Origin of the sequence: Streptomyces sp. NPDC048277 (genome assembly GCF_040652235.1) — a bacterium.
GTDB lineage: Bacteria > Actinomycetota > Actinomycetes > Streptomycetales > Streptomycetaceae > Streptomyces.
The window spans coordinates 205,676-231,078 of sequence record NZ_JBEZLQ010000017.1 but is presented as its reverse complement, the minus strand read 5'-3'; the positions used below and the strand labels follow the sequence as shown (position 1 = coordinate 231,078).

Below are 25,403 nucleotides of genomic sequence, written 5' to 3'. Positions count from 1 at the left end.
ACTCCAGTGTGGGGGAGATCGGCGATCCAAAGCAAGAGCAGTGCTCTCTTTAGTGTGCGCCGCACTTGTTTGAGATCGGTGCGCTGAAGGCGGATCGGCGCACTGAAGGCAGATCGGTGCTCAATTTCGAGTGCACTGCTCCAAACCGTGTGCACCGCTCTGCAAACATGGCAAACTGCTGCTCATGACCACCCCACAGGGCGCCCGTGCGCGAGCCAGGTCGGAAATCACCGCCGCCATCAAGGGCGAGGCGCGCAGACAACTCGCGGCCGAAGGTGCGGCCAAGCTCTCCCTGCGGGCCGTCGCGCGCGAACTCGGCATGGTCTCGTCGGCGCTCTACCGCTACTTCCCCAGCCGCGACGACCTGCTCACCGCCCTGATCATCGACGCCTACGACTCCCTCGGTGAGGCCGCCGAGGCCGCGCACGCCGCCGCCGTCGACGCGGACGCCGACGCCGCCCCCGCGCGGCGCTGGGTCGCCGTGTGCGAGGCGGTGCGCGGCTGGGCGCTGGCGCATCCGCACGAGTACGCGCTGATCTACGGTTCGCCGGTGCCCGGCTACTCGGCGCCGGACACGACCATCCAGCCGGCCGCCCGCGTCGCCTTCGTGCTGATCGGCATCGTGCGCGAGGCGTTCGAGCGACGCGGCCTGGCCCGTACCCCCGTACCCGCCGAACTCGCGCCCGAGGCCCGGCGGATGGCCGACGAGCTGATGCCCGGCCTCCCGCCGGAGGTGGTCGTGGCGATGACCGCGGCGTGGGCCCAGCTGTTCGGGCTGGTCGGGTTCGAGCTGTTCGGCCAGTTCAAGGGGGTCGTGGAGGACCGGGAGCGGTTCTTCCGGCACGCGGCAGGCCAGCTTGCCCACGGAGTGGGGCTGGTCTTCCCGTAGCAGGGTCCGGCGGGCGTCCCCACCGGCTGTCAGTCCGTCACCTTGCCCAGGAACGCGGCGAGGTTCGTCACGGTCCGCCGTATCTTCTCCTCCAGGGTGAGCGACTCCGGCATGCGCCCGCCCATGCCCGCGTCCCGCAGACCCCGCACATACAGCGAACAGGCGAGGTCGCTGCAGAGATAGGCGCCCACGGAGTTGCCCTGCTGCCCGGCCTTCCCCGCCTTCGCGGCGACCATCAGCGAGACACCGCCGGTGTGCGTGGTCAGACAGATCGAGCACATGCTGCGCCGGGTCTGCCAGGAGGAGGGGCTCGGACAGTGCAGCGCCACGGCCCGGACATGGCCGTCCGACTCGGTGACCAGGTACGCGCGGTCGGGTGCCTGGGGATCGCGCCAGCCGAAGTAGTCCAGGTCGGCCCAAGGCCGTTCGTCCAGGTCGTGCGGGATGGTCAGGCGTTTCGCCGCGCCCTTCGTGCAGTTCACGAACGCGGCGCGGATCTCTTGCTCACTCAGCTGCCTCATGTGTGGCACGCTAAATTGCCTAAAAGGTTTAGGCAACTGCATAATCCATTCAGGCGAGAGGGGAAGTGGAAGTGGAGGTGCGGCTGTGGCGCGAGTGGGACTGAGTACGGAGCGGTTGGTCCGCGCGGGAGCCGAACTGGCCGACGAGGCCGGCTTCGACCAGGTGACCGTCTCGGCGCTGGCCAGACGGTTCGATGTGAAGGTCGCGAGCCTGTACTCGCACGTGAAGAGCTCCCAGGACCTGCGGACCCGGATCGCCCTGCTGGCGCTGGAGGAACTCGCCGACCGGGCCGCCGAGGCGCTGGCCGGCCGGGCCGGCCGGGACGCCCTCGTCGCGTTCGCCGGCGCGTACCGCGACTACGCCCGCGCCCACCCCGGCCGCTACACGGCGGCCCGGCTGCGCCTCGACCCGGACACGGCGGCGGCCAGCGCCGGGATCCGGCACGCGCAGATGACCCGGGCGATCCTGCGCGGCTACGACCTGACCGAACCGGACGAGACCCATGCCGTCCGGATGCTCGGCAGCGTCTTCCACGGCTATGTCGACCTGGAACTCAGCGGGGGTTTCAGCCACAGCGCCCCCGACAGCCAGGAGTCCTGGACCCGCATCCTGGACGCCCTCGACGCCCTGCTGCGCACCTGGCCCCGCACCTGAACCCCACGTATCCACCAGCCCCCAGGCAGAGGCGATGAACACCGACCACCACGACCCCCGCTGGATCACCACCCCGATCACCCCCGGCCTGCTGCGCGGAGCCCTCGACCTGGAGCACACGGAGCACGGCATCCTGCCGCACCGCCTCCCCGCCCGGGCCCGCGCCCAGTGCGCCGACCCGCAGCTCGCCATGGTCGAGTCCCAGCCCTCCGGCGTACGACTGGTGTTCCGCACCCGCGCCACCGCCGTGGAACTGGACACCCTGCCCACCAAGCGGCTCTACGTCGGCGCACCACCCCGCCCGGACGGCGTGTACGACCTGCTCGTCGACGGCACCCTGGCCGGCCAGGGTGTGGTGACCGGCGGCAAGGTCCAGGTCGTCGACATGAGCGCCGGGACGATGGAGCTGCGCTCCGGACCGGTCGGCACCCTCCGCTTCACCGGCCTGCCCCCGAAGGATAAGGACGTCGAGATCTGGCTGCCGCACAACGAGACCACCGAACTGGTCGCGCTGCGCACCGACGCCCCGCTCGCCGCCGTACCCGGCCGCGGTTGCAAGGTCTGGCTGCATCATGGGAGTTCCATCAGTCACGGCTCGGACGCGGCGAGCCCCACCGGCATCTGGCCCGCGCTCGCGGCCGCGCTCGCCGGTGTGGAGCTGGTCAACCTGGGGCTGGGCGGCAGCGCCCTGCTCGACCCGTTCACCGCCCGCGCCGTCCGGGACACCCCCGCGGACCTGATCAGCCTGAAACTCGGCATCAACGTCGTCAACGCCGACCTGATGCGGCTGCGGGCCTTCGGTCCCGCCGTCCACGGCTTCCTCGACACCGTCCGCGAGGGGCACCCCACCACTCCGCTGCTGGTCGTGTCGCCGATCCTGTGCCCCATCCACGAGGACACGCCCGGTCCGACCGCCATGGACCTGAGCTCCTTCGCCGCGGGCCGGCTCACCTTCACGGCCGTCGGCGACCCGGCCGAGCGCGCGAGCGGCAAGCTCACCCTGGCTGTCATCCGGGACGAACTGGCCCGGATCGTCGCCCAGCGCGCGGCCGACGACCCCCACCTCCACCACCTCGACGGACGTGCCCTCTACGGCGAGGCCGACTCCGCCGAACTCCCCCTGCCCGACCAGCTCCACCCGGACGCGGCCACCCATCGCCGGATCGGCGAACGCTTCGCCTCGCTGGCCTTCGCGGACGGCGGAGCGTTCGCCGACGGCGGGGCGTTCGCGGGCGGCGGCCGCTGAGCCGGCGGTCCTCACTGCGCGGGGGCGGCCGAGGCCCCGTCGCCGGTGTCCGGGATGAGTACGACCTTCCCCGCGACCGTCCCCGACTCGGCGAGCCGCAGGGCCTCGGCGGCCCGGGTGAGGGGCAGCCGGGCGGCGACGTGCGCGGAGACCTCGCCGCGCTGGAGGGCCTGGAACACCTGGGTGAGGTCGGCGCTCAGCCGGGCCCGGAAACGGTTCTTGTTCAGGGCGCGGCCCTCCCAGACGTTGAAGAAGTACGCGTGCCGGCCGTTGGGCAGCGCGTTCCACAGCCACACCCGGCCGAGGATCTTCAGTACGGGCCACTGCTTGGAGCCCGAGTCGTCCCGGGTGGTGGCGCTGCCGTACGAGACGAGGGTGCCGCCCGGGGCGAGGAGCCGCCAGGAGTCGATCACGCTGCGGCCGCCCAGGTGGTCGAAGACGGCGTCGACACCGCCGGGCGCCAGTTCCCGGACCCGGGCCGGGACGTCCTCGGCGCGGTAGTCGACCGGGGTCACGCCCAGGTCCCGCAGCGCGTCGTGATGGCGAACGGAGGCCGTGCCGATCACGTGCAGACCCGCCGCGCGGGCGAGCTGGACGAGGACCGTGCCGACCCCGCCGTTGGCGCCGTGCACCAGGATCGTGCCGCCCCGGCGCACCTTGGCCCTGCGGTGCAGCATCTGCCAGGCCGTGATGCCGTTGACCACCAGCGTCTCCGCCTCCACGGCGCCGACCCCGGCGGGCACCTCCACGGCGTCGGCCGCGTCGAGCACGACGTGACTGGCCCAGCCGCCGACCTTGACCAGTGACGCCACCCGCTTGCCGACGAGTCCCGGCGCGACCCCCTGACCGGCCGTGAGCACCGTGCCGACCAGGTCGTAGCCGGGGACGAAGGGGAAGGGCGGCTGGTCGTAGTAGCGGGCGCGGCGCATCTGCTGCTCCGCGAAGGAGACGCCGGTCGCCTCCACCCGTACGACGATCTGGCCGGTGCCCGGGGCCGGGACCTCCCGGTGCCGGAGCTGCAGCCCCTCGGGCTCCACGACGCCCGGCAGGACGACCTCGACGAGCTGGGTGTTTCCGGCGATTCCAGCGGTTCCGGCAATTTCGGCAGTTCCCATGACGACCTCCGTGTGTAGATCCGTTCGCAAGCGAGAGAGCTACTCGCTTGCGTTAGAAGCTATAACTAACATGATGGCTACTCGCGAAAGTGTCAAGCGCTCACTGCGGAGGATGCCATCGCGTTCGTTAGAGCCACTCTCGAAAGTGATAAGGTGAAACGAACAACCCTGAAGCTGGGGACCCAGAACCCGGGAACTCGGAAGCCCGGCAGGTCAGAGCGAGAGGAGCGTGACGGCCATGGCGGCAGACGCGGACGCGGTGAGCCCCCGCGAGCGGTACCGGAGCCAGGTGCGGGCGGACATCAAGGCGCGCGCCTGGGAGCAGCTGGCCAAGTCCGGCGCGTCGGGCCTGTCCCTGAACGCGATCGCCAAGGAACTGGGCATGAGCGGTCCCGCCCTCTACCGCTACTACGGCAGCCGCGACGAGCTGATCACCGAGCTGATCCGGGACGCCTACCGCGGCCTGGCCGACACCTTCCGCGCCGCGGCCGACTCCGGTGCCGGCGTCGAAGGCCTCGCGCGCGCCCTGCGTCGCTGGGCGCTGGACGACCCCCAGCGGTACTTCCTCGTCTACGGCACCCCGGTCCCCGGCTATCACGCGCCGGACGACATCACCGCGATCGCCCAGGAGATCATGGCTGCCCTGCTCGACGTCTTCGCGGGAGCCGCGCTCGAGGCGCCCGCGCCGGCCTCCGCCGGCTTCACCGCGCACCTCTCCCAGCACCGACACTGGGCCGGCGACCACCCCGCGCCGCCCTGGGTGCTGCGGCGGGCGCTGGCGTTCTGGACCCGCATGCACGGGGTGCTCTCCCTCGAACTCGCCGGGCACTTCACCGGCATGGGCTTCGACCCGGACCGGTTGTTCGACGCCGAGGTGGCGGAGCTGTCGTCCGGCCGCTGACCGTGCGCGGCGGCCTACTTCCCGGGGAGTACGCGTGATCACCTCGCCGGGCTGACGCCCGCCCCGGCCGACGGCGTCTAGCGTGGCGGTCATGGACGAGCAGCGCGTACGGGAGCGCGGCCCCGCGCAGTGGTGGCGCTACGGACCCCCGTGGTGGCACCGCACCGACGACGGCGCCGCCGAGCCGGCCCGTTCCCGCCTGCCGTGGCGCTCCACCGTGCTGCTCACCGCCCTCGTCCTGGCCGGCTCGAACTTCGCCGCCCGCCAGCAGCCGCACCGCGAACCCCTCGACGGGCCGGCCCGCCTGCTGATCCTCGTCACCTGCGTCCTGCTGCTGTGGCGGCACCGGCACCCGGTGCCGGTGGCGTTCGGCACGGCGGGGCTCGCCCTGGTCTACCTCGGCGCCGGCTACCCGTACGGGCCGCTCTTCGCGGCCGTCGCCGTGGCCTGTTTCGGCGCGATCGTCGCCGGGCACCGCCGGGCCGCCTGGGCGGCCGTCGGGATGCTGTGGGGCGGGCACCTGCTGATCTCGCTCTGGCTGTACCGATGGCTGCCGCCGCCGGGGGACGGGGGCGCCGCCCTCGGCCAGGAGATGATCATCGCCACCTGGGTGCTGATCATCGTCTCCGTGGCCGAGCTGGCCCGGGTGCGGCGCGAGCAGTGGGCGCGGGAGCGGGCCGACCGTGCCCAGGCCGCCCGGCGGCGGGCGGACGAGGAACGGCTGCGGATCGCCCGCGAGTTGCACGACGTGCTCGCCCACAGCATCTCGGTCATCAACGTCCAGGCGGGCATGGGCCTCGCGCTCCTGGACTCCGACCCGGAGCAGGCCAGGGCCGCGCTCACCACCATCAAGGCCGCCAGCAAGGAGGCCCTCGGGGAGGTCCGTCAGGTGCTCGACACCCTGCGCGCCCCGGGAGACGCGCCGCGCACACCGGCGCCCGGCCTCGGGCGGCTGCCGGAACTGGTCGAACAGGCGGCGGGCGCCGGGCTCACGGTGACGGTCGAGGGGGAGCCGCCGCGGCTGCCGCCCGGCGCCGACCTGGCCGCCTTCCGGATCGTGCAGGAGGCGCTCACCAATGTCGTGCGGCACTCCCGTTCGCGGCACGCGCGTGTGCGGCTCGAACGCGGGGGCGGGGAGCTGCGGTTGCGGATCGACGACGACGGGCCCGCGACCGGCGCGGACGCGGGTGGCAGCGGGAACGGGCTGGCCGGGATGCGGGAACGGGCGGCCGCGCTCGGTGGCACGATCGAGGCGGGGCCACGCGACGGCGGTGGCTTCCGGGTGCTTGCCGTACTGCCCTTCGACGACAGGGAGGACCGATGATCCGGGTACTGCTCGCCGACGACCAGTCGCTGGTGCGGGCCGGTTTCCGGGCGCTGCTCGACGCCCAGCCCGACATCGAGGTGACCGGGGAGGCGGCGGACGGCGAGGAGGCGGTGCGCAAGGTGCGTGAACTGCGCCCCGACGTCGTCCTGATGGACATCCGGATGCCGCGGCTCGACGGCCTGAAGGCGACCCGCCGGATCACCGGGGAGAAGGAGCTGACGGATGTCAGGGTGGTCATGCTGACGACGTTCGAGCTCGACGAGTACGTCTTCGAGGCGATCCGCTCCGGCGCCTCCGGCTTCCTGGTGAAGGACACCGAACCCGAGGAACTGGTGCGCGCCGTCAGGGCCGTGGTGGGCGGGGACGCGCTGCTGTCGCCGGGGGTGACGCGACGGCTGATCGCGGAGTTCGCGGCGCGTTCCAAGGAACCGGCCGCCGCCGACGCCCTCGTCCAGCTCACCGAGCGGGAACGGGAGGTGATGGCGCTGGTCGGCATCGGCCTGTCCAACGAGGAGATCGCCCGCCGTCTGGTGGTCAGCCCCCTCACCGCCAAGACCCATGTGAGCCGCGCGATGGTCAAACTCGGCGCCCGCGACCGGGCCCAACTGGTCGTCCTGGCCTATGAGTCGGGGCTGGTACGGCCGGGCTGGCTGGGCTGAGACGACTGCCGGAAACGGACGAGCACGCTGACGACCCGGGCGACGAACACCACGGTGGCGAGTGCCACGCCCACGAGGGGCAGAACGCGCTCGAAACCGGTGGGCAGTCGGAACAGCAGTGCCGGGCCGGCCACCACCCCGAAGACGACCGCCGCCGCGAACACCGCGCTGCACAGCGCGTATCCGATCTCGACGGTGATGGCGTCCCGCTCGGCCTGACCGCGTCGTCCCCCGTGACTCGTCATCCCGCCAGTCTCACAGCCGTGCGCCCGGCGGAGCAACCAGCCCCCGCCGGGCGCACGTTCGGAGGCGTCCCCCTCGGACCCCCGCAGTCCCCCCATCGTGCTCAGTCGCGCACGGACACGCGCTCCGCCTCCAGCGAGGTGGACTTGGCGATCACGACGCTCTGCCGCGGACGCCGGGTGCGCAGTCCCGTCAGCGTGATCAGCAGCCCGGCGAGGGCCACGCCCGTCACGACCATGAAGCCGGGACGGTAGCTGTCGAGCACCGCCTGCAGGGTCGCATGGGCGGGGGCGCCGGCGGTGACCACGGCGGTGACGATCGCCAGGAAGATCGCGCCGCCCACCTGCACCGAGGTGTTGAGCAGTCCGGAGACCATGCCCTGCTCATGGTCGTCCACCCCGTTGGTGGCCTGGATGTTGAGGGAGGGGAAGACCAGGGCGCAGGCCGCGCCGATCAGCAGCATCGACGGCAGGATCACCGCCGCGTAGACCGGGGTGAGATCGACGCGCAGGAACAGGGCGTATCCGAGGACCATCAGCGCGAAGCCGGCCGCGATGAGCCGCGGGGTGCCGAAGCGGTCCACGATCGCCCCGACCTTGGTCGAGGACACGGCCACCAGTGCGCCCGCCGGCAGGAAGGCCAGCGCGGTGTGCAGCGCGGACCAGCCGAGCAGCGACTGCATGTACAGGGTGGTCAGGAACTGGAAGCCGACGTACGAGCCGAAGAAGGCGACCGCGCCGAGCTGGGCGCGGATCTGGTGGCCCGAGCGCAGCACGCCGAGGCGGACGAGCGGGCCGGGGGAGCGGCGCTCGACCTGGACGAAGACGGTCAGCAAGGCGGCGACGGCGAGGAACGACAGCAGGGTGCGGGCCGATGCCCAGCCGGCCTGCGGAGCCTCCACCACCGTGAACACCAGCAGCAGCATGGAGGCGGTGCCGAGGACGGCGCCGGGGATGTCGTAGCCGTTGTGGTCGCGTTCGCGGGCGCTGCGCGGCAGCAGCTTCAGGCCGGCGAGGAGCGCGATCACGGCGATGGGGGCGGGCAGCAGCATGGTGAGGCGCCAGCTGGCCTCGGTGAGCAGGCCGGACAGCACCAGGCCCATGGAGAAGCCGGTGGCCGCGCAGGTGGTGTAGATGGAGAGGGCGCGGTTGCGCAGCGGGCCCTCGGGGAACGTGGTCGTGATGATCGAGAGGCCGGCCGGAGCGGTGAAGGCGGCGCTCAGGCCCTTGATGAAGCGGCTCGCGATCAGCAGCGGGCCAGAGTCCACCAGGCCGCCGAGCAGCGAGGCGAGCGCGAAGACGCCGAGGGCCACCAGGAACACCTGGCGCCGGCCGAGCAGGTCCGCGGTGCGGCCGCCGAGCAGGAGCAGGCCGCCGTATCCCAGGATGTAGCCGCTGACGATCCATTGCAGCGTCGACGTCGACAGGTGCAGATCGGAGCCGATCGACGGCAGGGCGACGCCGACCATCGACACGTCCAGGGCGTCCAGGAACATCGCGGCGCAGAGCACCAGCAGGGTGCCCCAGAGGCGGGGAGTCCAGCGGACCGCCGAGAACGGGTCGGCGGGAGCGGTGAGCGGAGAGGTCATGACCCCAGACAGTACATGCGCATGCATCGAATGCAAGTGCATTTAATTACGATGCAACAATCCCGTTTCTCTGCTACGGTGCCGGGATGGCGGCGAAGAAGCCCGAACAGGCGCTCGTGGAGCAGTGGCGGGACATTCTGTCTCTGCACGCCCGTACCCAGTGCGAGCTCGACCGCGCCCTGCACGGCCACGGCCTGTGCGCCAGTGACTTCGAGGTCCTCGACCTGCTCTCCGACGGTCAGGCCGCGGACGGCGCCTGCAGCTACCGCGTCCAGGAGATCGCCGAGCGGGTGCACCTCAGTCAGAGCGCGCTGTCCCGGCTGATCGCCCGGCTGGAGAAGGACGGCCTGGTCGAGCGGGCCATGTGCCCGGAGGACCGGCGGGGCGTGCGGGTTGCGCTCACCGGGAAGGGGCGCGCGCTGCACGGCGAGGTGCTGCCGGTGCAGCGCGCGGTGCTGATCCGGATGCTGGCCGGCTGAACCGGCCGTTCAGATCGCGGAGTTGGTGCGCCACAGCTCGGCCGGTTCCGGATCGCCGGTCACTCTCGGCACGGGCACCCGGTTCCACAGTGCCAGGTACAACTGGTCGGCGGGACCGGCGAGTTCGGTGACCGCGTCATGCCCTGCGCCGGGCTCCGTCACGGGCGGCTCGGGGGACAGCCGTACGGTCCAGGCCGTGTCCGCGTCCAGGGCGCGTACCCGCAGCACCTTGGGGACCTCGGTGCGCAGCCGGCTGCGAGGGCGGGCGTGGAAGCCGCGCAGCAGTTCGTCGATGCCGTCGACCGCGAAGTCCGTGCCGATCGGGGACGCCGGACCGCCCCGCGCCGCCTCGGCGTCGTACCGGTGGACGGTCGTCTCATGGGCCTGGCGGCGGGCCCAGAAGGCCAGTGGCGAGGGGGCCGGGGCCGGGTGCACGGTCCAGCACGTCAGGTTCTGCGGCGCGGTGGCCAGGGTGTCGACGAGGCCGCGGTGGCCGTCCCGGTACCAGGTGGTCAGCTCGGTGCCGTCGAGGGCCGGCGGGTCCGGGACGGGACGGCGTTCGGGAGCGGCGTCGGCGACGATACCGGTGGCCCACCGGTGGATCGTGCCCGTGTGCCGCAGCAGGTCGCGCACCTGCCAGCCCGGGCAGGTCGGCACCTCGGCGGTGAGCCCCGCTTCCAGGGCGGCCGCGCCCAGCGCCCGGCCCTCCCGGTCCAGGATCTGAAGATACTCGGCAGTCTCCATGCCGCGAGTCTGCCCGATGCGGCCGTCACTGGCGCAGCAGGAAACCCACCGTGTACCCCAGCGCGTTGACCGCCCAGTGCAGGGCCATCGGTGCCAGCAGGGAGCCGCTGCGGTCGCGCAGCCAGCACAGCAGACATCCCGCCACGGCGGTGAACAGTACGGCCCCGAGGTCCACCAGGACCGCCCCGGCGACCGAGTGCCCGAAGACCGAACCCAGCGTCGGCTTGTCCCTGTTGAGGTTCAACGACGGCAGGATGTGCCAGAGCCCGAAGAGGACCGAGGAGACGACGGCGGCGGTCGTCGCCGTCCGCAGGCGGCACAGCAGCGCGAACAGGACGCCGCGGAAGGCGATCTCCTCCAGCAGTACCGTCCCCACGGGCACCGCCACCAGCGCCCTGAAGGCGATCGCCGAGCCGCCGAGCGCGTTGGTCCGCCGGTCCTCGAACAGGCCGCGGGTGACCGGCAGAAGGGCCCCGCACAGATAGACCATCGCGACGATCCCGATCAGGGCGACGGACCAACGAGCTCCGTCCGCAAGGGTGTCCCGGCCGAGACCCAGCTCCTGAAGACTGCCCCCGGCCCAGAACAGCACAGCCACCAGGACCGCCGAGGCCGCGACCGCGGTGAGCAGGGACCAGGACGGGGCCCAGCGGTTGTTCAGCAGGTTCGCCGCCACCAGCACGGCCAACGCGGCCACCAGGGCCGTCCGGGTGGGGAGCCGGGGAAACGGCATCTCCTGGCCGGGCGGGTCAGAACTCGACCGGGTCACGGACCGGCGGACAGGCCGTACAGTGCCCGCCGCCGCGCCCCCGGCCCGGTTCGGCGTCGACGTCACCGCCGGTCTCCACGACGCGCAGCTCCGGCAGCCCCAGTGCCTTGGCGGGACGAGAAGGTGCTTCGGGCCCGCCGGCGGCCGGGTCCGCCCGCCGCGGTGCCGGTATCCGGAGGACCGGGGCCGGAGTCGGCAGGCCGGCGCCCGCGATCACCCGGGCGATCGGCGCGCCCGCGACACCGGTCCTATCGGCGAAGCGGCGCGGCAGCGGGAACGCGCCGGCGCCGGCCGTCGAGCCGGCCACCGTCGGGGTCGGCGGGGGAAGCGTCGGCTTGGCCGCAGGTGGTGAGGGACTGGGACTCTCGGTCATCTGGGCCTGGGCCATGCCCACCACGATGGGATACCCGGTGCGGCTCCGCACCTTTTGTTGCGCGGGGGGAGTGCGGGGGCGTGGGGGAGCGTGCGCTTTCGGGATCTTCCGGATGCGGCGGCCGGTGCGGTGGCCGATCGTGGTCCCGAGGTGGCCAAGTGAGTGTTGCGGGCAGGGCGCTGAATCGTACGAAGGACTGGACCCGCCGGGTCGTGGACCGCGTGCGCCACCACGCGGGCCCCGGCCGGGTGGTCCGGCGGCGGCCGTGCCGGGGAGGGACCGCGGTGGCGGTCCTGTGCTACTGCCTGTCCCTCACCCCGTCCCTGCTCCCGCGCTCCTGGTGGCTCCAGGGGCTCATTGCCGGCGTCTCGGCGGTCATCGGCTACGCCGTCGGCGCCGTACTGGAGTCACTCGCCCGGTACCTGCTCCGCTGGGCCGGCATCCGCGTCCGCCCGCGTGTCCGCAGGGTCCTGTGGGCCGTCATGGGGGTGCTCGGCGCTGCCGCGATCGTCACCGTCACCGCCTGGAGCGTCCGCTGGGAGGGCCAGGTCCGCCGGGCGGTGACCCTGCCCCCGCAGGTGGCCTGGTGGCAGTGGGCGCTTGTCCCGGTCGTGGCCGCGCTGGTCGCGACGCTGCTGCTCCTGGTCGCCCGGACGGTACGGCTCGGCACCCGCATCGTCGCCCACGCGTTCGACGTCCTCGTCCCACGCCCCGTCGCCTACGCCACCGGGGTCGTCCTCGCCGCCTTCGTGATCGTCGGAATCGTCCAGGGCTTCCTGCTGAACGCGGCACTCGACGCGATCGAGAGCACCGCGTCCCTCGCCGACCAGGGCACCAGCGAGGGCGTCCACCAGCCCGGCCTGCCGACCCTCTCCGGCAGCCCCGGGTCCGCCGCCCACTGGGACACCCTTGGCGCCCAGGGCCGCACCTTCGTCGGTACGGCCACGACCCGCGCCGACATCGCCGCGTTCACCGGCCACCCCGCCGAGGATCCGGTACGGGTCTACGTCGGCCTGCGCTCCGCCGCCACCCTCGACGAACGCGCCGCCCTCGCCGTACACGAACTCGAACGCACCGGCGGCTTCTCCCGCAGCATCCTCGCCGTCATGGGCACCACCGGCACGGGCTGGATCAACGACCAGGGCAGCAAACCCCTGGAGTACATGTGGGGCGGCGACACCGCCCAGGTCGCCATGCAGTACTCCTACCTGCCCAGCTGGGTCTCCGCGCTCACCGAGGACGAGGCCGCCGACACCGGGCGGGGCCTCTTCGACGCGGTCTACGCCAAGTGGCGCACCCTCCCCGCCGGCTCCCGCCCCCGGCTCCTCGTCTACGGCGAGAGCCTCGGCTCCTTCTCCATGGAGTCCGCCCTCGACGGCTCCCTGCCCGCGCTCGTCGAGAAGACCGGCGGGGCACTGTTCGTGGGGCCCACCTACGACAACCCCCTCTGGAAGTCGGTCACCGCGCAGCGGCAGCCGGGCAGCCCCGAGTGGCGGCCGGTGGTCGGCGACGGGGCGCATCTGCGCTTCGCACAGGTGCGGAAGGACTACGGCATCCCGGACGCGCCCTGGGGAGAACCGAGGGCGGTCTATCTCCAGAACGGATCCGACCCGGTGGTCTGGTGGTCACCTTCCCTCGCCTTCCACAAACCGGACTGGCTGGACCGGCCCCGTGCCCGGGACGTCTCACCGGCGATGCGGTGGTATCCGCTGCTGACGTTCTGGCAGGTGGTGTGTGACCTCGCGGGGGCCGACAGCGTGCCGGACGGGTTCGGGCACCGGTACGGGACGATGCCGACGAGCGCGTGGGCCCTGATCACGCGACCGCCGGCGTGGACGGAGGCCGACACGGCGAGGCTGGCCGGGGTGCTGGAGTCGGTAAGGGAACCAGGGCTGCTGGACTGACCTGCTCTTCTCCGCCGCGCACCGCCTTTTGGGCTACTTGGCCGTTGCGCCTATGAGTGTGGCTGCGCCCGCGAGCACCGCCACGCTCGTCAGCGCCGTCGGCAGGGACGTCCAGTCCGCCATGAAGCCGATCGCCGGCGGGCCCAGCAGCATGCCGCCGTAGCCCAGGGTGGAGGCGGTCGCCACACCCGACGGCCCGGCCAGCGCGCCCGCCCGCTCCACCGCCACCGGGAACAGGTTGGCCAGGCCCAGTCCGGTCACCGCGAAGCCGAGCAGCGTCGCCCACACCCACGGCGCGAGCGAGCCGAGCAGCATGCCGGCCGCCGCCGTACTGCCGCCGACGATCACGGTCCTGGACCGTCCGAGCCGCTCCAGCAGTCTCGTCCCGCTCGCTCGGCCGATCGTCATGGCCAGGGCGAAACACGTGTAACCAGCCGCGGCGAGGCCCGGCGAGGCATCCAGGTCCTGACGGAGATGCAGCGCGCCCCAGTCGGCCATCGCCCCCTCGCCGTACGCCGTGCACAGGGCGATCAGGCCGAAGACGACGACCCGTCGGCGGGTGTGCGCGTCCAGGCGGCGCGGGGTGGTGCCGGAGTGCTGTTCGGTGCGCGGGGCCGGGGCGTCGTACCGGAGGAGGGTGCGGCCGGCGACAGCGGTCACCAGCAGGCCGATCACGGTGAGGGCGAGCAGGTGGCGGGTGGGGGAGAGGGAGCCCGCGACCAGGCCGCCGAGGCCCGCGCCGATCATCCCGCCCAGGCTGAACGCCGCGTGGAAGCTCGGCATGATCGGGCGGCGGAGGGCGGCGACCAGATCGACGGCCGCGCTGTTGAAGGCGACGTTCAGGCCTCCGTACGCGGCGCCGAACACGAGCAGGACGGCGCCGAGCGCCATGACCGAGTGGGTGAGCGGTGGCAGGGCGACGCTCAGGGACAGCAGGATCGCGCAGGCCACCGTCACGGGGTGGCTTCCGTAGCGGCGGCACAGCCGGCCCGTGAGCGTCATCGTGATCACCGCGCCGGCCGAGACGCCGAGCAGCGCGAGCCCGAGTGCGCCGACCGAGGCGTGGGTCTGGTGCTTGATGTCGGGGATCCGGACCACCCAGCCCGCGAAGACGAAGCCGTCCATGGCGAAGAGCGCGGTGATGGCGATCCGGAGACGGCTGAGGGCGAGGGGGCTACCCGGCACGACGCTGTGCGAACGGGTTTTGTTTATTAGCGGCACAAACTCAGGCTAGGTGACGGGCGGCGAACGGGGCAAGGATGTTGTCGAGACGCTGGATCTTCGCAGGTCCAGACGACGGCAACCGCTGTCTTCCGTTCGGCAGCCTCAGTGTCCCCTCGACGACGACCTGCTCGCCGACTGGACGCCCCCCCTCGCGGGCCCGGTACCAGGGCGCCTCCGGCGTCCGCCACGGCTATGTGGCGCCGCAGACCCCGCCGCCTTCCCTCACTCACCCGAAGGGCCTGCGGACAGCGCCGACAGGAGAAGCCCGGTGAGGTCCTGGCGCCGTTCCTTGCCGAGCGCGCGTTCCAGGGCGGCGTCCACTTCGGCGTAGGCGTCGCGCCCCGCCCGCAGGAGTTCCTGGCCGGTCGCCGTGACGTGCAGTTCCGCGGTGCGGCCGCGTCCGGGGTCGGTGCGGCGCTCGACGGCACCGCGCTCTTCCAGTTGCCGGACGGTGGCCTGGGCGCTCTGTGCGGTGATCCCCGCCCTGCGGCCGAGTTCGCTGTAGGACATCCCCGGTTCCCTCAACAGGTGGCCGAGAGCCGAGAGATGGCGCAGCGTGTAACCGGTCGGCTTGAGCGCCCGTTCGACGTCCTGCCTGGCTCGCCGTCCCAGTGCGGCGAGCAGGAAGGCGGTGCTGGTGGGCGGGGGCTGGGCGGTCACGGCTTCCTCGTTCCTCCTCGGAAAGTTTCAGTTTGACTTTAACTGGAGTTCGGGGCAGGCTCCATTCCGGGTTTCAGGCAAACTGAAACATGCTGTCCGGTGATCCCGATGAGGTGAGATGACGGAGATGAAGCTCCTGGTGGTCGGCGCCAACGGCGGCCTGGGCCGGCAGGTGGTCACCCATTCCCTGGAGCGCGGGCACCAGGTGACCGCGCTCGTGCGGCGGAGTGCGGGGCAGGCCGAGAAGCCGGGGCTGCGGTTCGTGGAGGGAGCTGTGGGCGATGACCTGGCAGCCGTACGCCACGCTGTCGACGGGCAGGACGCGGTCGTCAGCGCACTGGGCAATCCGCTCTGGCTCAAGGCGCGTACCGGCTCCCCGGTGATGGCCCGGGCCGCCGCGAACCTGGTGGCCGCCATGCATCTGCACCGGGTACGGCGGATCGCCATGCCGCTGGCCTGGGGGAGCGGCGTCTCACGAGAGCGGACCGCGTGGCCGCTCAAGGCGCTGACCCGGCTGCTCATCCGCCGCGACTACCAGGACTTCGACACCGCGGAGGCGATCCTTGCCGCCTCGGGGCTCGACTTCACCGTCGTCTACTTCGGCTCGCTGACCGACCGGCCCGCCTCACACGCCTGGTCCGCCCGCTCCGGCATCAGAACCCCCTCGCCCCTGGCGATCAGCCGCGCCGACCTGGCCCAGTGCCTGCTGGACGCCGTCGAATCCCCCCGCCCGAGCGCCGACCGCCTCTCGGTCAGCGGCGCGCCGAAAGGATGACGCTCCGATGAACCTCAGAGGCAGGACCATCGTGCTGACGGGGGCGAGTTCGGGCCTCGGCGTCGAGGCCGCCCGTCTGCTCAGCGTCCAGGGGGCGACCCTGCACCTCGTGGGCCGTGACGAGGAACGTACGAGGGCCATCGGCGAGGAACTGCACGCGCCCACGTACACGGCCGACTTCACCAGCCTGGCCCAGACCCGCACCCTGGCCGCGCGGTTGGCCCGTGCCGTGCCGAACATCGACGTCCTGGCCCTCAACGCCGGCGGCGTCATGCCCCCGCACCTCACCGACGACGGGATCGACGCCACCTTCCAGGCCAACGCCCTGGCGCCGTGGCTGCTGATGACACGGCTGGCCGGGAAGCTCGCCACCGGCCGCGTCCTGCTGACCAACTCCCGGTCCCACACCAACGCCGTCCTCTCCCCGCACAACCTCGCCGCCGCCCTCGCGGGGGAGCCGCGGGTGTCGGGCCACCACACCTACGCCCGCGCCAAGCTCGCCGCCGGAGTGCTGCTGCGCGAGTTCCACCGCCGCAACCCGGGCGTGGACGTCGGCGACTTCCACCCCGGCATCATCGCCTCGGACTTCGGCCGGTACCTGGGCCGTACCGGCAGCCTCCTGAAGGCCGCCGCCCGCCCGTTCATCGGCACCCCTCGCCAGGGCGCCGAACGGCTGGCCGAACTGGCCACCCGCCAACAGGCCCTCGCCGGCGCCTACTTCGTCCACACCCGCCGCGGCCAGGGTTCCGCCCAACTCCACAACCAGGAACTCGGCACGGCCCTGTGGGAAGCCGCCGACCGCGCGACCGCGTCCGACGGGCATGCGGCGGGGTAGGCCACGGCGTGCCTCGTGGGCGGGACGCGTGGCGACGGGGGCGGTACAGCCTGCTGTACCCGGAGTCGGGGTGTGCGCGGCAATGATCGGGAAGCTCGGCGCTGGTGTGCTTGGGGCATCGCAAGGGCGGCACGCAGAGGGCCGCCCGGCAGCCCGCTCAGCCGCTGTCGAGCCGCCGCTCGGCCCCCCGAAGGGACACCCCGGTGACCGTCACCAACCTTCCCCCACAGACTCCGGCACCCCACCGCTCCGCCATCCGCCGCCGCCCGCTCACCTGGTTCTTCGCGCTGGCCATGGGGATGAGCTGGCTGGCCTGGACGCCGTACATCCTCTCCGGGAACGGGGTCGGCCTGTGGCACTGGACCTTCCCCGGCGGCGCGCTCGGCAGCCAGCTTCTCGGCGTCCTGCCCGGTGCCTACCTCGGCCCGATCGGCTCGGCGCTGCTGGTCACCGCCGTCACGGAGGGCCGTGCCGGACTGCGGGAGTGGCGGGGCCGGATGACGAAGCTGCGGGTGAGTTGGCGCTGGTTCCTGGTCGTGGCGCTCTCGGTGCCGGCCGCGCTGACGATCGCCACCGCCGCCCTGACCGACCGGAATCCTGTGATGCCGCCGGCCGTCGTGCTCGTCGCGTACATCCCCGGCCTGATCATGCAGATGATCACCACGGGCCTCGCCGAGGAGCCGGGCTGGCGCGAGTTCGCGATGCCGCACATGCAGCGCCGCTTCGGTCCGCTGGTCGCCACCCTGATCGTGGGTGTGCTCTGGGGCGCCTGGCATCTGCCGCTGTTCCTCACGGAGTGGGGCGGCGGGCCGGACGTCGACCCCTCCCGCCCGATCGCCTTCATGGGGACGACGCTCGCGTTCAGCTTCGTGATGACCTGGGTGTTCAACCGCTCCCGCGAGAGCATGCCGCTGGTCATGCTGCTGCACACCAGCGTGAACAACTTCTTCTCCGTGGCGTTTTCGGACATGTTCCCGTCGGCGGGGATCGAGAGCACGACCTACGCCTTCCTGATCGCGTCGACCCTGGCGGCGGCGGTGATCCTGCTGGCGACGAGGGGACGGCTGGGCCTGCGCTGACCCCGCACCGCCCCGCCCGAAGCCCCCGGAGAGCTTCACTGGCGTGCTCCTCCCCCTTGGGTTACAGTCTGACTGAAACAATCTTTCAGTCAGGCTGTAACTCGATGGAGGGCCGTGTGGCCAGGGATATCTCAGTGCCAATGGGGGTGCGGGCGCAGGAGGTGATGGTCGGGCTGCTGGGCCGCCTGCCGGATCGGGTGCGGTCGGCGCTGGCGGGACCGGAGATCGTCGTGGACGGCGCAACGCCGGCCGTTGATGCTCGCCTGCTGATCCGCTCCCTCGGGGGCAGGGAGTCGGCTCTGGTGGTCGAGGACTCACCGGAGCTGTCCCGCGCGGCACTCGAACGCAACGCACCGATGCTCCGTGCCGGCCGGCGGCCGACGCGGGCGGTGACGGCGTCCGAGGTGTGCCTGAAGGGCGGGCGGAACGCTCTGGAAGCGACCTTGTACGAACCCGCGTCCTGCCCCGGGACGTCCGGTGCGCTGGTGTTCTTCCACGGCGGCGGCTGGGTGATCGGCAGCCGCGCCGGATACGACCACGTGGGACGCTTTCTCGCCGAACACTCGGGCCACCGAGTGCTGTCGGTGGACTACCGGCTCGCCCCCGAGGACCCGTTCCCCGCCGCCGTGGACGATGCCCTGGCGGCATTCGACGACACCGTTTCCCGGGCCGAGGAGTTCAGCATCGACCCGGACAGGATCGTGGTCGGCGGGGACAGCGCGGGGGCCACGCTCGCCGCGGTGACCGCCCGTCGTGCCGCCGGGCGGGGGCACGGCCCCGTCCCGGCGGGGCAGTGGCTGCTGTATCCCGCCACCGACCTGGCCGGCCGTCACCCGTCCCGGGACACCTACGGCAGGGGATTCCTGCTGACCGACGACGACATCCGCTGGTTCCAGGACCACTACCTCCCCCCTGGCGTGGACCGCACGGATCCGCAGGTGTCCGTCATCTACGGCGAGGTCGCCCCGGACACGCCGCCGGCGCACCTCGTCACGGCGGGATTCGATCCGCTGCGGGACGAAGGCGAGGCCTACGCCGACAAGCTCCGCTCAGCCGGTGTCCGGGTCACGGCCGTCCGCGAAGCGGACCTGCCGCACGGCTTCCTGCCCTTCGTCCATCTCGGCCCCCGGTTCGACCGGGCCGTCACCGCAAGCGCTCACGCCCTGCGCCGGATGCTGGGCTGACCGGTTTCCCCTTCACCTCCGCCGCTGTTTCACCGACCGCTCCTCCCGACCCGGACAAGGACTTGAGCCATGCACGTACAGATCGCGCTCTACGACGGCTTCGACCCCCTCGATGTCCTCGGACCCTTCGAAGTCTTCCACTCCGCAGGCGAGTTCTCCGGCGGAGAGGTGTCCACCGAGTTCGTCAGCGCCGAAGGCGCACGGCAAGTGCCCAGTGGATTCCCGTCGATCACGCTCACCGCGACCTCCGCCGTGGACGTGAACAGGAAAAGCGTGATCGTCGTCCCCGGCGCCTCGGGCGGCCTCTCACTGGATCCCGGCGTCGTCGGCGGCATCGGCTGGATTCTCGGCCGGGCAGGGGCCACGGATCTGCCGGGCCTGTTGCGTGAGGCGCTGGCTCGACCGGACATGACCGTCGCCAGCGTCTGCGGGGGTTCCATCCTCCTCGCCCACGCCGGCCTGGCGGACGGCCGGCCGCTGGTCACACACGAACGGGGCCAGGACCTCGCCGGAACGAAGGCCGTCCCGGTAACGGCCCGCATGGTCGACGACGGCAACCTGCTCAGCGCCGGCAACGTCACCTCCGGCCTCGACCTCGCCCTGTACCTGGTCGAACGCGAGGTCGGAGCCCGCGTCGCCCATGCCGTCTCGGAACTCATCCGGCACGAACGGCGCGGCACGGTCTGGAGCGCCACGGGCGCCCCGGTGTCCCTGGCGTAGTGGAGAGCAGCAGGCGCTCGGCCACGGCACCGGTTCGGCCGTAGTCATCACGCCGAGTGCCGACCTAAGGTGAGTCATGACCGTAACGCGTTTGTCTCCTGACGGCATCGACGAGGCCACCCGTCTCATCAACCCCGCCTTCCTGCACACTCCCCAGTTCTCGGACCCCGCGCTCTCCCGCGCACTCGGCCGGGACACCGTGGTCAAGGTGGAGACACTCAACCAGCTCCGGTCCTTCAAGGGCCGCGGAGTGGACCTCTTCCTGCGGCGGGCGGCGGTCGCACGGCATGTCGTCTGCGCCTCGGCCGGCAACTTCGGCCAGGCCATGGCGTACGTCGGCCGGGCCCGCGGCATCCCGGTGACGGTGTTCGCCGCCCATGACGCCAACCCCACCAAGGTGGCGCGGATGCGGGAACTGGGCGCCGAAGTCGTGCTGTCGGGCGCCGATTTCGACGCCGCCAAGGACGCGGCCCGGGCATACGCCGGTACCCGACCGGAGTGCGTCTTCGTGGAGGACGGCGACGAGCCGCTCATCGCGGAGGGAGCCGGCACCATCGCCGTGGAACTGGCCCCGCTCGATCTCGACGCGATCGTGGTCCCGGTCGGCAACGGCGCACTCGTCAGCGGCATCGGCTGCTGGACGAAGGCCCGCTCACCTCGTACCCGGATCATCGGGGTGTGCGCGGCAGGCGCCCCCGCCATGGAGGCGAGCTGGCGCACCGGCGTGCCCGAGTCCACGGGGCCGGTGTCCACCATGGCGGACGGCATCGCCGTACGGGTGCCGGTGCCCGCGGCGGTGGCCTGGATGCGCGAGGTCGTCGACGAGGTCCTCCTCGTCGAGGAGCAGGACATCCTCCGGGCGCTGCGGTTGGTGCGGGACACCCTGGGCCTGATCCTGGAACCCTCGGGCGCGGTCGGCATCGCCGCCGCACTGCGCCACGACCTCGGAGTCGCATCCCTCGCCACGATCCTCACCGGCGGCAATTTCTCCCCCGCCCTCCTGCGAGAACTCGCCCCGGACCCGGCACGCACACACGACACGGCTTCCCCGGCGGGGTCGGCCCCCTAGGGCCTGTCGTTTGGATCATGCCGGCGTCGCGGGGTGTGGCACGCGCATCTGCGGCGTTGTCGTCGGTTGTCGACGCTCCGCGTCGCCGCCCTCCTCCGCCTTGCAGCTGCACGCACCACACCCCGCTCGGGTCGGCTGAAATGCGCAGTCCCTCGCAGCCGGCCTGATCCAAACGACAGGCCCTAGCCCACCCCAGCTGGTGAACAGCCTCTCGCAGAAGCGGAGTTACCGATTTCGTGCCGGAGGAGGACCCGCTTATGATCTTGATCATGACTGTGCAGAATTCTGACAAGGCGCCTTCCCGTAAACAGCGGCTCCAGGAGAAGCAGCGGCGCCAGCTGACGGTGGTCGACACCGTGGACAAGGCAGAGGTCAAGGTGCGCAAGGCGGAGGCCGAACTGGCCGTGGCCGTCGCCGAGGCGGTGCAGGTGTTCGGTGACGAGCGCGCCGCGTCCGAAGGGCTCGACATGCCCGTCGAGACCGTACGCCGCTTCGTGATCATCGCCGCCGACGAAGCGGCCGGCGCGGACGCGGCCGACGCCGACGGCAGGGACTGAGGAGTCGCGGGCCTGGTACGGCCGTTCAGGCTCGGTCCTGCCCCCGGCGTCCGGTGATCGCCGTGAGGTAGCCGCGCAGCATGACCTTCGCTTCGTCGAGGAGGGCGGTGTCCCCCTCGGCGTCGCGGCGGAACGCCTCCTGGGCGAGGGCGTCGGCGGTGAGGACGGCGGCGTGGCAGGCACGGCCGAGTGCCTCCGTGTCCTCGGCGACGCCCAGCGCGAGCAGCACCCGGCGCACCCCGTCCGCCATCCGGTGCTTGTGCTCGCGGTCCGCCTCCCGGGTCCGGTCGGTCAGCCCGGTGCCGAACCACAGGGCCCGGAAGCCGTGTTCGGTGCGGTAGAGCGCGGCGTACGTGTCGATGAGCACGCCGACCGGGTCCGGCCAGCGCTCAATCCCCGCGGCCCGGACGAACTCGTCCATCACCGCTTCGAGTTGGGTGAAGTAGCCGGCGGCCAGCGCGTCGATGATCGCGTCCCGGTCCGGCAGGTACTGGTACAGCGAGCCCACCGACACCTTGGCCTCCGCCGCGACCCGGGTCGTGGTCAGGGCCTGGACGCCCTCGGCGACCAGCACGCGCTCCGCCGCCTTCAGCACCTTCGCCAACCGGGCCTTGCTGCGGGCCTGTTGGGGAGTCCGGCGCAGCACGACCCCGGTCTCGTCGGCGGTCGGCTCGCTCACGCGCGGCTCCTGAATCTGAACGTGACTTTGTTTCAGGTTTAGGTTACCGTCGCGGCCATGACGGACTCAAGCTCCGCGCTGGTCCAGGAGCGGGCCGCGGTCGCGGACGTGTGTCGACGGCTGGGCGCGGCGGGACTGCTCATCGGTACGGCGGGAAACGTCAGTGTGCGGGTCGGTGACCGGGTCGCGGTCACCGCGACCGGAGCGGTGCTCGCCCAACTCACCGCGGGCCAGGTGACGGTGGTCGACCTGGAGGGGAAGACCGTGGCCGGGACCCTGCAGCCGACCTCCGAACTCGACCTGCACCTGGGGGTCTACCGGCGGCACGGCGCCGGAGCGGTCGTGCACACCCACGCCCCGATGGCCACCGCCCTCTCCTGCGTGATCGACGAACTGCCCTGCATGCACTACCAGTTGCTCGCTCTCGGCGGCACCGTACGGGTTGCGCCGTACGCCACCTTCGGCACCCCGGAACTCGCCGAATCGGTGCTCACCGCGCTCGACGGCCGCAGCGCCGCCCTGATGGCCAACCACGGCTCGGTCGCCATGGGGCCGACCCTCGACAAGGCCGTCGAGAACGCCCTGTTGCTCGAATGGGCCTGCGGTGTCTACCAGCACGCGGCGGCCATCGGGAAACCCCGGGTCCTGGACGAGCAGCAGCAACTCGCGGTGATCGAGGCCGCGATCGCACGGAACTACGGCACCACCCAACCCCTGCAGGAGGGCAAGCCATGAGAGTCGTCACGATGGGCGTCCATGTGCTGGACGTGCTGGTCCGGCCGGTCGACGAGATACCCGAGGGGCAGGGTGCCACCCTCGTCGAGGACATCAGGATGACCGCGGCCGGGACGGCCGGCGGGACGGCGCTCACCCTGGCGAAGCTCGGCGCCACCGTGCAGAGCGCAGGGGCCATCGGTGCCGACGCCACCGGGGACATGCTGGTGCACCTGCTCGGCAAGGCGGGGATCGACACCGGGTTCCTGGTACGCCGCATCGACACCGGCACCTCGGCGAGCGTGCTGCCCATCCGCTCCAACGGCGACCGGCCCTCCCTCCATCTGCTCGGCGCCAACGTCACCTACGGCCTCGACGACGTGCCCTGGGACGCCCTCGCCGAAGCCACTCATCTCCACCTCGGCGGACCCGAGTTGATCGGGGTCGACATCGCCGCGCGCATCCTGCACTTCGCCAAGGAGCACGGAGTGACGACCTCCGTGGATCTGCTCGCGCCCGGCGTGTTCGGCAGTTTCGAGCAGATCGCGGCGGCCCTGCCCCACGTCGACCACCTGCTCCCCAACGACGACCAGGTGCTGGGCTTCTCCGAGGAGGACGACCTGGTGGCCGGTGCGAAGAAGCTGATCGACGCCGGGGCCGGGCTGGTCGCCGTCACGCGCGGTGGCGACGGCACGCTCCTGGTCACCGCCGAGGGCACCGAGACGGTCCCCGTCTTCGAGATCGACGTCGTGGACAGCACCGGCTGCGGTGACGCCTTCTCGGCCGGTTTCGTCCACGCCATCGGCCTCGGCCGCACCCCGTACGAGGCAGCCGTGCTCGGCAACGCCGTGGCGGCGCTGGTGGCCCAGGGCCTGGGCAGCGACCACGGGGACTTCGACCTCGCGGCCGCCGACGCGTTCGCGGCCACGGGTGTGAGGCGTGGGTAAGAAGGATGCCGGGCGTGCGTAGAACGTGACGTTGGCCACGGCTGTCCCGGACGTCCGAGAGGTACCTTCCATCCCTCGAACCACTGAAGTCCTGCGGATATTCGCTCGTCCCATGCGTTTGTGTTCGGACAGAGTCCGGCAACAGCTCGGTTAATAACTGCTCGCTAGTTGGTTACCGGAGAGTGAGCGGGCCATGATGGCCCCATGACGTTGGCCTCGCGCGCTCTCGCGCAACTGGCGACCTGGCCCGACCTGACCCAGGCCGTACCGAGCTGCGGTCTGGGCCAGGCGGTGAGTTCGTTGGAGGGCGAGATCGCGCACTTCCACTCGGACCGCGATGTGGACCTGCGTCTCACCGCCCGCGCCATCCGGCATTTCGCCAAGGACCTCAAGAACACCGGAGCGATCCGCATCGTCCCGGGCTCGCAGTGGGTGACGATACGACTCGACGCCGCGAGCGACGTCGACCTGCTGCTGACCCTGGTGAGCGTCGCCCTGCAGGCCCAGCAGAGCTGGCCCGACCCGGCCGACCGGCCCGTGTTCGGCTGCAACGACCAGCGGGGCGCGGGGTTCGTCAGCGCGGACACCAGCGGGATCTGACAGCGGACACCGGCGGGCTCCCGCGGGCAGCCGTCCGGGAGCGGGTCACACCGTCATGACCCGGATTCCCGCCTCCTCGAACCGGCGCACCGCCTCCGGCGCCGCCGCGGTGTCCGTCACCAGTGTGTCCACCAGCTCCGCCGCGCAGATCCGGGCGAACGCGCGCCCGCCCAGCTTGCTGGAGTCGGCGGCGACGACCACCCGGGCCGCGCGCTCGCACAGCAGCCGGTTGATCGCGGCCTCCGCCTCGTCATGGGCCGCCGCCCCGTGCGTGACATCGAAGGCGACCACCCCGAGCACCGCCACATCGAGGGTGATCTGACCCAGCACCCCGTCCGCGAGCGGCCCGATCAGCTCGTACGACTGCGGGCGCGCCACCCCGCCCGTCACCACGATCTTGAACTGGGGCCGTACGGCCAGCTCGTTGGCGATGTTCAGTGCGTTCGTGACGATCGTCAGCGCCGGCGTGCCGGTGGTGAGGTCGCCCCGCACGGCGAGGGCACGGGCCACCTCCGTCGTGGTCGTACCGCCGGTCAGTCCCACCGCCTCGCCCGGCGCGACCAGTTCCGCCACCGCCTTGGCGATCCGCTGCTTCTCCGAGGCCCGCCGAGCCGTCTTGTAGCGCAGGGGCAGCTCGTAGGACACCCCGTGCACCACCGCCCCGCCCCGGGTGCGCACCAGCATCTGCTGCTCGGCGAGCTGGTCGAGGTCCCGGCGGATCGTCGCCGCCGACACCTCCAGCTCGGCCGCCGCCTCCTCGACCTCGAGGCGGCCGCGCTCGACGAGCAACTCGAGCAGTGCCTTCCAGCGGGCGTCCCGCGACATCGGCGGCCTCCGGTTCTCGATCTTCCAGTGACCCTAGCGCACCCGGATTTCGACGAAATGCTTGAACATGCTTGAAAGGTGGCTCTATCTTGCAGAAACAATCACATCACGGAGGGCAGTGG

At 71.9% G+C, this 25,403-nt stretch carries 29 protein-coding genes; 18 read left to right on the top strand and 11 right to left on the bottom strand.

Annotation, left to right across the window (positions count from 1 at the left end):
* Positions 1-184: 184 nt before the first annotated feature.
* The gene (locus AB0D85_RS32890) at positions 185-889 is read left to right on the top strand and encodes a TetR/AcrR family transcriptional regulator (protein ID WP_362328298.1); all 705 of its coding nucleotides are present in this window, start codon (positions 185-187) and stop codon (positions 887-889) included.
* A 29-nt stretch (positions 890-918) separates the two neighbouring features.
* Here the strand turns inward: AB0D85_RS32890 and AB0D85_RS32885 are convergent, their stop codons facing one another.
* Positions 919-1,410, bottom strand: coding sequence for an FBP domain-containing protein (locus AB0D85_RS32885; protein WP_362328296.1), 492 nt, complete (start codon positions 1,408-1,410; stop codon positions 919-921).
* A gap of 85 nt (positions 1,411-1,495) precedes the next feature.
* On the opposite strand from AB0D85_RS32885, the gene AB0D85_RS32880 reads away from it, so the two are divergent.
* Complete coding sequence (locus AB0D85_RS32880; RefSeq protein ID WP_362328294.1) at positions 1,496-2,065, top strand: WHG domain-containing protein; 570 nt, start codon at positions 1,496-1,498, stop codon at positions 2,063-2,065.
* Positions 2,066-2,099: 34 nt separating this feature from the next.
* On the top strand, positions 2,100-3,311 hold the full coding sequence (locus tag AB0D85_RS32875) for a GDSL-type esterase/lipase family protein (protein WP_362328292.1): 1,212 nt from the start codon (positions 2,100-2,102) through the stop codon (positions 3,309-3,311).
* A gap of 11 nt (positions 3,312-3,322) precedes the next feature.
* Here the strand turns inward: AB0D85_RS32875 and AB0D85_RS32870 are convergent, their stop codons facing one another.
* On the bottom strand, positions 3,323-4,426 hold the full coding sequence (locus tag AB0D85_RS32870) for a medium chain dehydrogenase/reductase family protein (protein WP_362328290.1): 1,104 nt from the start codon (positions 4,424-4,426) through the stop codon (positions 3,323-3,325).
* Between the two features lie 238 nt (positions 4,427-4,664).
* On the opposite strand from AB0D85_RS32870, the gene AB0D85_RS32865 reads away from it, so the two are divergent.
* The 3 genes from AB0D85_RS32865 (at position 4,665) to AB0D85_RS32855 (ending at position 7,313) form a co-directional block, all read left to right on the top strand.
* A complete protein-coding gene (locus tag AB0D85_RS32865; RefSeq protein WP_362328288.1) occupies positions 4,665-5,327 on the top strand; it encodes a TetR/AcrR family transcriptional regulator in 663 nt (220 codons plus the stop codon).
* Between the two features lie 91 nt (positions 5,328-5,418).
* Positions 5,419-6,651 (top strand): sensor histidine kinase, encoded by a 1,233-nt coding sequence (locus tag AB0D85_RS32860; protein WP_362328286.1) that lies wholly within the window; start codon positions 5,419-5,421, stop codon positions 6,649-6,651.
* Complete coding sequence (locus tag AB0D85_RS32855) at positions 6,648-7,313, top strand: response regulator transcription factor (RefSeq protein ID WP_362328284.1); 666 nt, start codon at positions 6,648-6,650, stop codon at positions 7,311-7,313. The genes AB0D85_RS32860 and AB0D85_RS32855 overlap by 4 nt, the downstream gene beginning before the upstream one ends.
* Here AB0D85_RS32855 and AB0D85_RS32850 read toward each other — a convergent pair.
* Together AB0D85_RS32850 and AB0D85_RS32845 are read right to left on the bottom strand one after the other, a co-directional pair.
* Entirely contained in the window at positions 7,274-7,558 is a 285-nt protein-coding gene (locus AB0D85_RS32850; protein ID WP_362328282.1) for a DUF6332 family protein, read from the bottom strand. The two genes, AB0D85_RS32855 and AB0D85_RS32850, sit on opposite strands and share 40 nt — an antisense overlap.
* Before the next feature lie 101 nt (positions 7,559-7,659).
* Positions 7,660-9,144, bottom strand: coding sequence for an MFS transporter (locus AB0D85_RS32845; RefSeq protein WP_362328280.1), 1,485 nt, complete (start codon positions 9,142-9,144; stop codon positions 7,660-7,662).
* Between the two features lie 86 nt (positions 9,145-9,230).
* On the opposite strand from AB0D85_RS32845, the gene AB0D85_RS32840 reads away from it, so the two are divergent.
* Complete coding sequence (locus AB0D85_RS32840) at positions 9,231-9,623, top strand: MarR family transcriptional regulator (protein ID WP_362328278.1); 393 nt, start codon at positions 9,231-9,233, stop codon at positions 9,621-9,623.
* Positions 9,624-9,632: 9 nt separating this feature from the next.
* Here the strand turns inward: AB0D85_RS32840 and AB0D85_RS32835 are convergent, their stop codons facing one another.
* The 3 genes from AB0D85_RS32835 to AB0D85_RS32825 are packed head-to-tail and all read right to left on the bottom strand — an operon-like array spanning position 9,633 to position 11,524.
* Positions 9,633-10,367 carry a maleylpyruvate isomerase family mycothiol-dependent enzyme gene (locus AB0D85_RS32835; RefSeq protein WP_362328276.1) on the bottom strand — a complete coding sequence of 245 codons (735 nt, stop codon included), beginning with the start codon at positions 10,365-10,367 and terminating at the stop codon, positions 9,633-9,635.
* A gap of 25 nt (positions 10,368-10,392) precedes the next feature.
* Entirely contained in the window at positions 10,393-11,100 is a 708-nt protein-coding gene (locus AB0D85_RS32830; protein WP_362328274.1) for a CPBP family intramembrane glutamic endopeptidase, read from the bottom strand.
* Between the two features lie 16 nt (positions 11,101-11,116).
* Positions 11,117-11,524: a hypothetical protein gene (locus tag AB0D85_RS32825; RefSeq protein WP_362328272.1), complete on the bottom strand. Its 408-nt coding sequence runs from the start codon at positions 11,522-11,524 to the stop codon at positions 11,117-11,119.
* Positions 11,525-11,667: 143 nt separating this feature from the next.
* On the opposite strand from AB0D85_RS32825, the gene AB0D85_RS32820 reads away from it, so the two are divergent.
* Positions 11,668-13,413, top strand: a complete 1,746-nt coding sequence (locus tag AB0D85_RS32820) for an alpha/beta-hydrolase family protein (protein WP_362328271.1) — start codon at positions 11,668-11,670, stop codon at positions 13,411-13,413.
* Positions 13,414-13,446: 33 nt separating this feature from the next.
* Here the strand turns inward: AB0D85_RS32820 and AB0D85_RS32815 are convergent, their stop codons facing one another.
* Both AB0D85_RS32815 and AB0D85_RS32810 read right to left on the bottom strand, forming a co-directional pair.
* Complete coding sequence (locus tag AB0D85_RS32815) at positions 13,447-14,598, bottom strand: MFS transporter (RefSeq protein WP_362328270.1); 1,152 nt, start codon at positions 14,596-14,598, stop codon at positions 13,447-13,449.
* Positions 14,599-14,859: 261 nt separating this feature from the next.
* Complete coding sequence (locus tag AB0D85_RS32810) at positions 14,860-15,297, bottom strand: MarR family winged helix-turn-helix transcriptional regulator (protein WP_362328269.1); 438 nt, start codon at positions 15,295-15,297, stop codon at positions 14,860-14,862.
* 118 nt (positions 15,298-15,415) lie between these two features.
* Here AB0D85_RS32810 and AB0D85_RS32805 point away from each other — a divergent pair, with 118 nt between their 5' ends.
* The 7 genes from AB0D85_RS32805 to AB0D85_RS32775 all read left to right on the top strand — a co-directional run bounded on the left by AB0D85_RS32805 (position 15,416) and on the right by AB0D85_RS32775 (position 21,516).
* Complete coding sequence (locus tag AB0D85_RS32805) at positions 15,416-16,072, top strand: NAD(P)-binding oxidoreductase (RefSeq protein WP_362328267.1); 657 nt, start codon at positions 15,416-15,418, stop codon at positions 16,070-16,072.
* A gap of 7 nt (positions 16,073-16,079) precedes the next feature.
* On the top strand, positions 16,080-16,907 hold the full coding sequence (locus AB0D85_RS32800) for an SDR family NAD(P)-dependent oxidoreductase (protein WP_362328265.1): 828 nt from the start codon (positions 16,080-16,082) through the stop codon (positions 16,905-16,907).
* Positions 16,908-17,110: 203 nt separating this feature from the next.
* Positions 17,111-17,986, top strand: coding sequence for a type II CAAX endopeptidase family protein (locus AB0D85_RS32795; RefSeq protein WP_362328264.1), 876 nt, complete (start codon positions 17,111-17,113; stop codon positions 17,984-17,986).
* A 140-nt stretch (positions 17,987-18,126) separates the two neighbouring features.
* Positions 18,127-19,170 (top strand): alpha/beta hydrolase, encoded by a 1,044-nt coding sequence (locus tag AB0D85_RS32790; protein ID WP_362328346.1) that lies wholly within the window; start codon positions 18,127-18,129, stop codon positions 19,168-19,170.
* Positions 19,171-19,239: 69 nt separating this feature from the next.
* Positions 19,240-19,890, top strand: a complete 651-nt coding sequence (locus AB0D85_RS32785; protein WP_362328263.1) for a DJ-1/PfpI family protein — start codon at positions 19,240-19,242, stop codon at positions 19,888-19,890.
* A 76-nt stretch (positions 19,891-19,966) separates the two neighbouring features.
* A complete protein-coding gene (locus tag AB0D85_RS32780; protein ID WP_362328261.1) occupies positions 19,967-20,959 on the top strand; it encodes a pyridoxal-phosphate dependent enzyme in 993 nt (330 codons plus the stop codon).
* Positions 20,960-21,228: 269 nt separating this feature from the next.
* Complete coding sequence (locus AB0D85_RS32775; protein WP_362328259.1) at positions 21,229-21,516, top strand: hypothetical protein; 288 nt, start codon at positions 21,229-21,231, stop codon at positions 21,514-21,516.
* A 25-nt stretch (positions 21,517-21,541) separates the two neighbouring features.
* Here the strand turns inward: AB0D85_RS32775 and AB0D85_RS32770 are convergent, their stop codons facing one another.
* Positions 21,542-22,195, bottom strand: coding sequence for a TetR/AcrR family transcriptional regulator (locus tag AB0D85_RS32770; RefSeq protein ID WP_362328257.1), 654 nt, complete (start codon positions 22,193-22,195; stop codon positions 21,542-21,544).
* Between the two features lie 57 nt (positions 22,196-22,252).
* On the opposite strand from AB0D85_RS32770, the gene AB0D85_RS32765 reads away from it, so the two are divergent.
* The 3 genes from AB0D85_RS32765 (at position 22,253) to AB0D85_RS32755 (ending at position 24,456) form a co-directional block, all read left to right on the top strand.
* A complete protein-coding gene (locus AB0D85_RS32765) occupies positions 22,253-22,930 on the top strand; it encodes a class II aldolase/adducin family protein (RefSeq protein ID WP_362328255.1) in 678 nt (225 codons plus the stop codon).
* On the top strand, positions 22,927-23,856 hold the full coding sequence (locus AB0D85_RS32760) for a carbohydrate kinase family protein (protein ID WP_362328253.1): 930 nt from the start codon (positions 22,927-22,929) through the stop codon (positions 23,854-23,856). The genes AB0D85_RS32765 and AB0D85_RS32760 overlap by 4 nt, the downstream gene beginning before the upstream one ends.
* 204 nt (positions 23,857-24,060) lie before the next feature.
* Entirely contained in the window at positions 24,061-24,456 is a 396-nt protein-coding gene (locus AB0D85_RS32755; protein ID WP_362328251.1) for a luciferase family protein, read from the top strand.
* A 45-nt stretch (positions 24,457-24,501) separates the two neighbouring features.
* On the opposite strand, the gene AB0D85_RS32750 is transcribed toward AB0D85_RS32755, so the two are convergent.
* Positions 24,502-25,281 carry a DeoR/GlpR family DNA-binding transcription regulator gene (locus AB0D85_RS32750; RefSeq protein WP_362328249.1) on the bottom strand — a complete coding sequence of 260 codons (780 nt, stop codon included), beginning with the start codon at positions 25,279-25,281 and terminating at the stop codon, positions 24,502-24,504.
* Between the last annotated feature and the right edge of the window lie 122 nt (positions 25,282-25,403).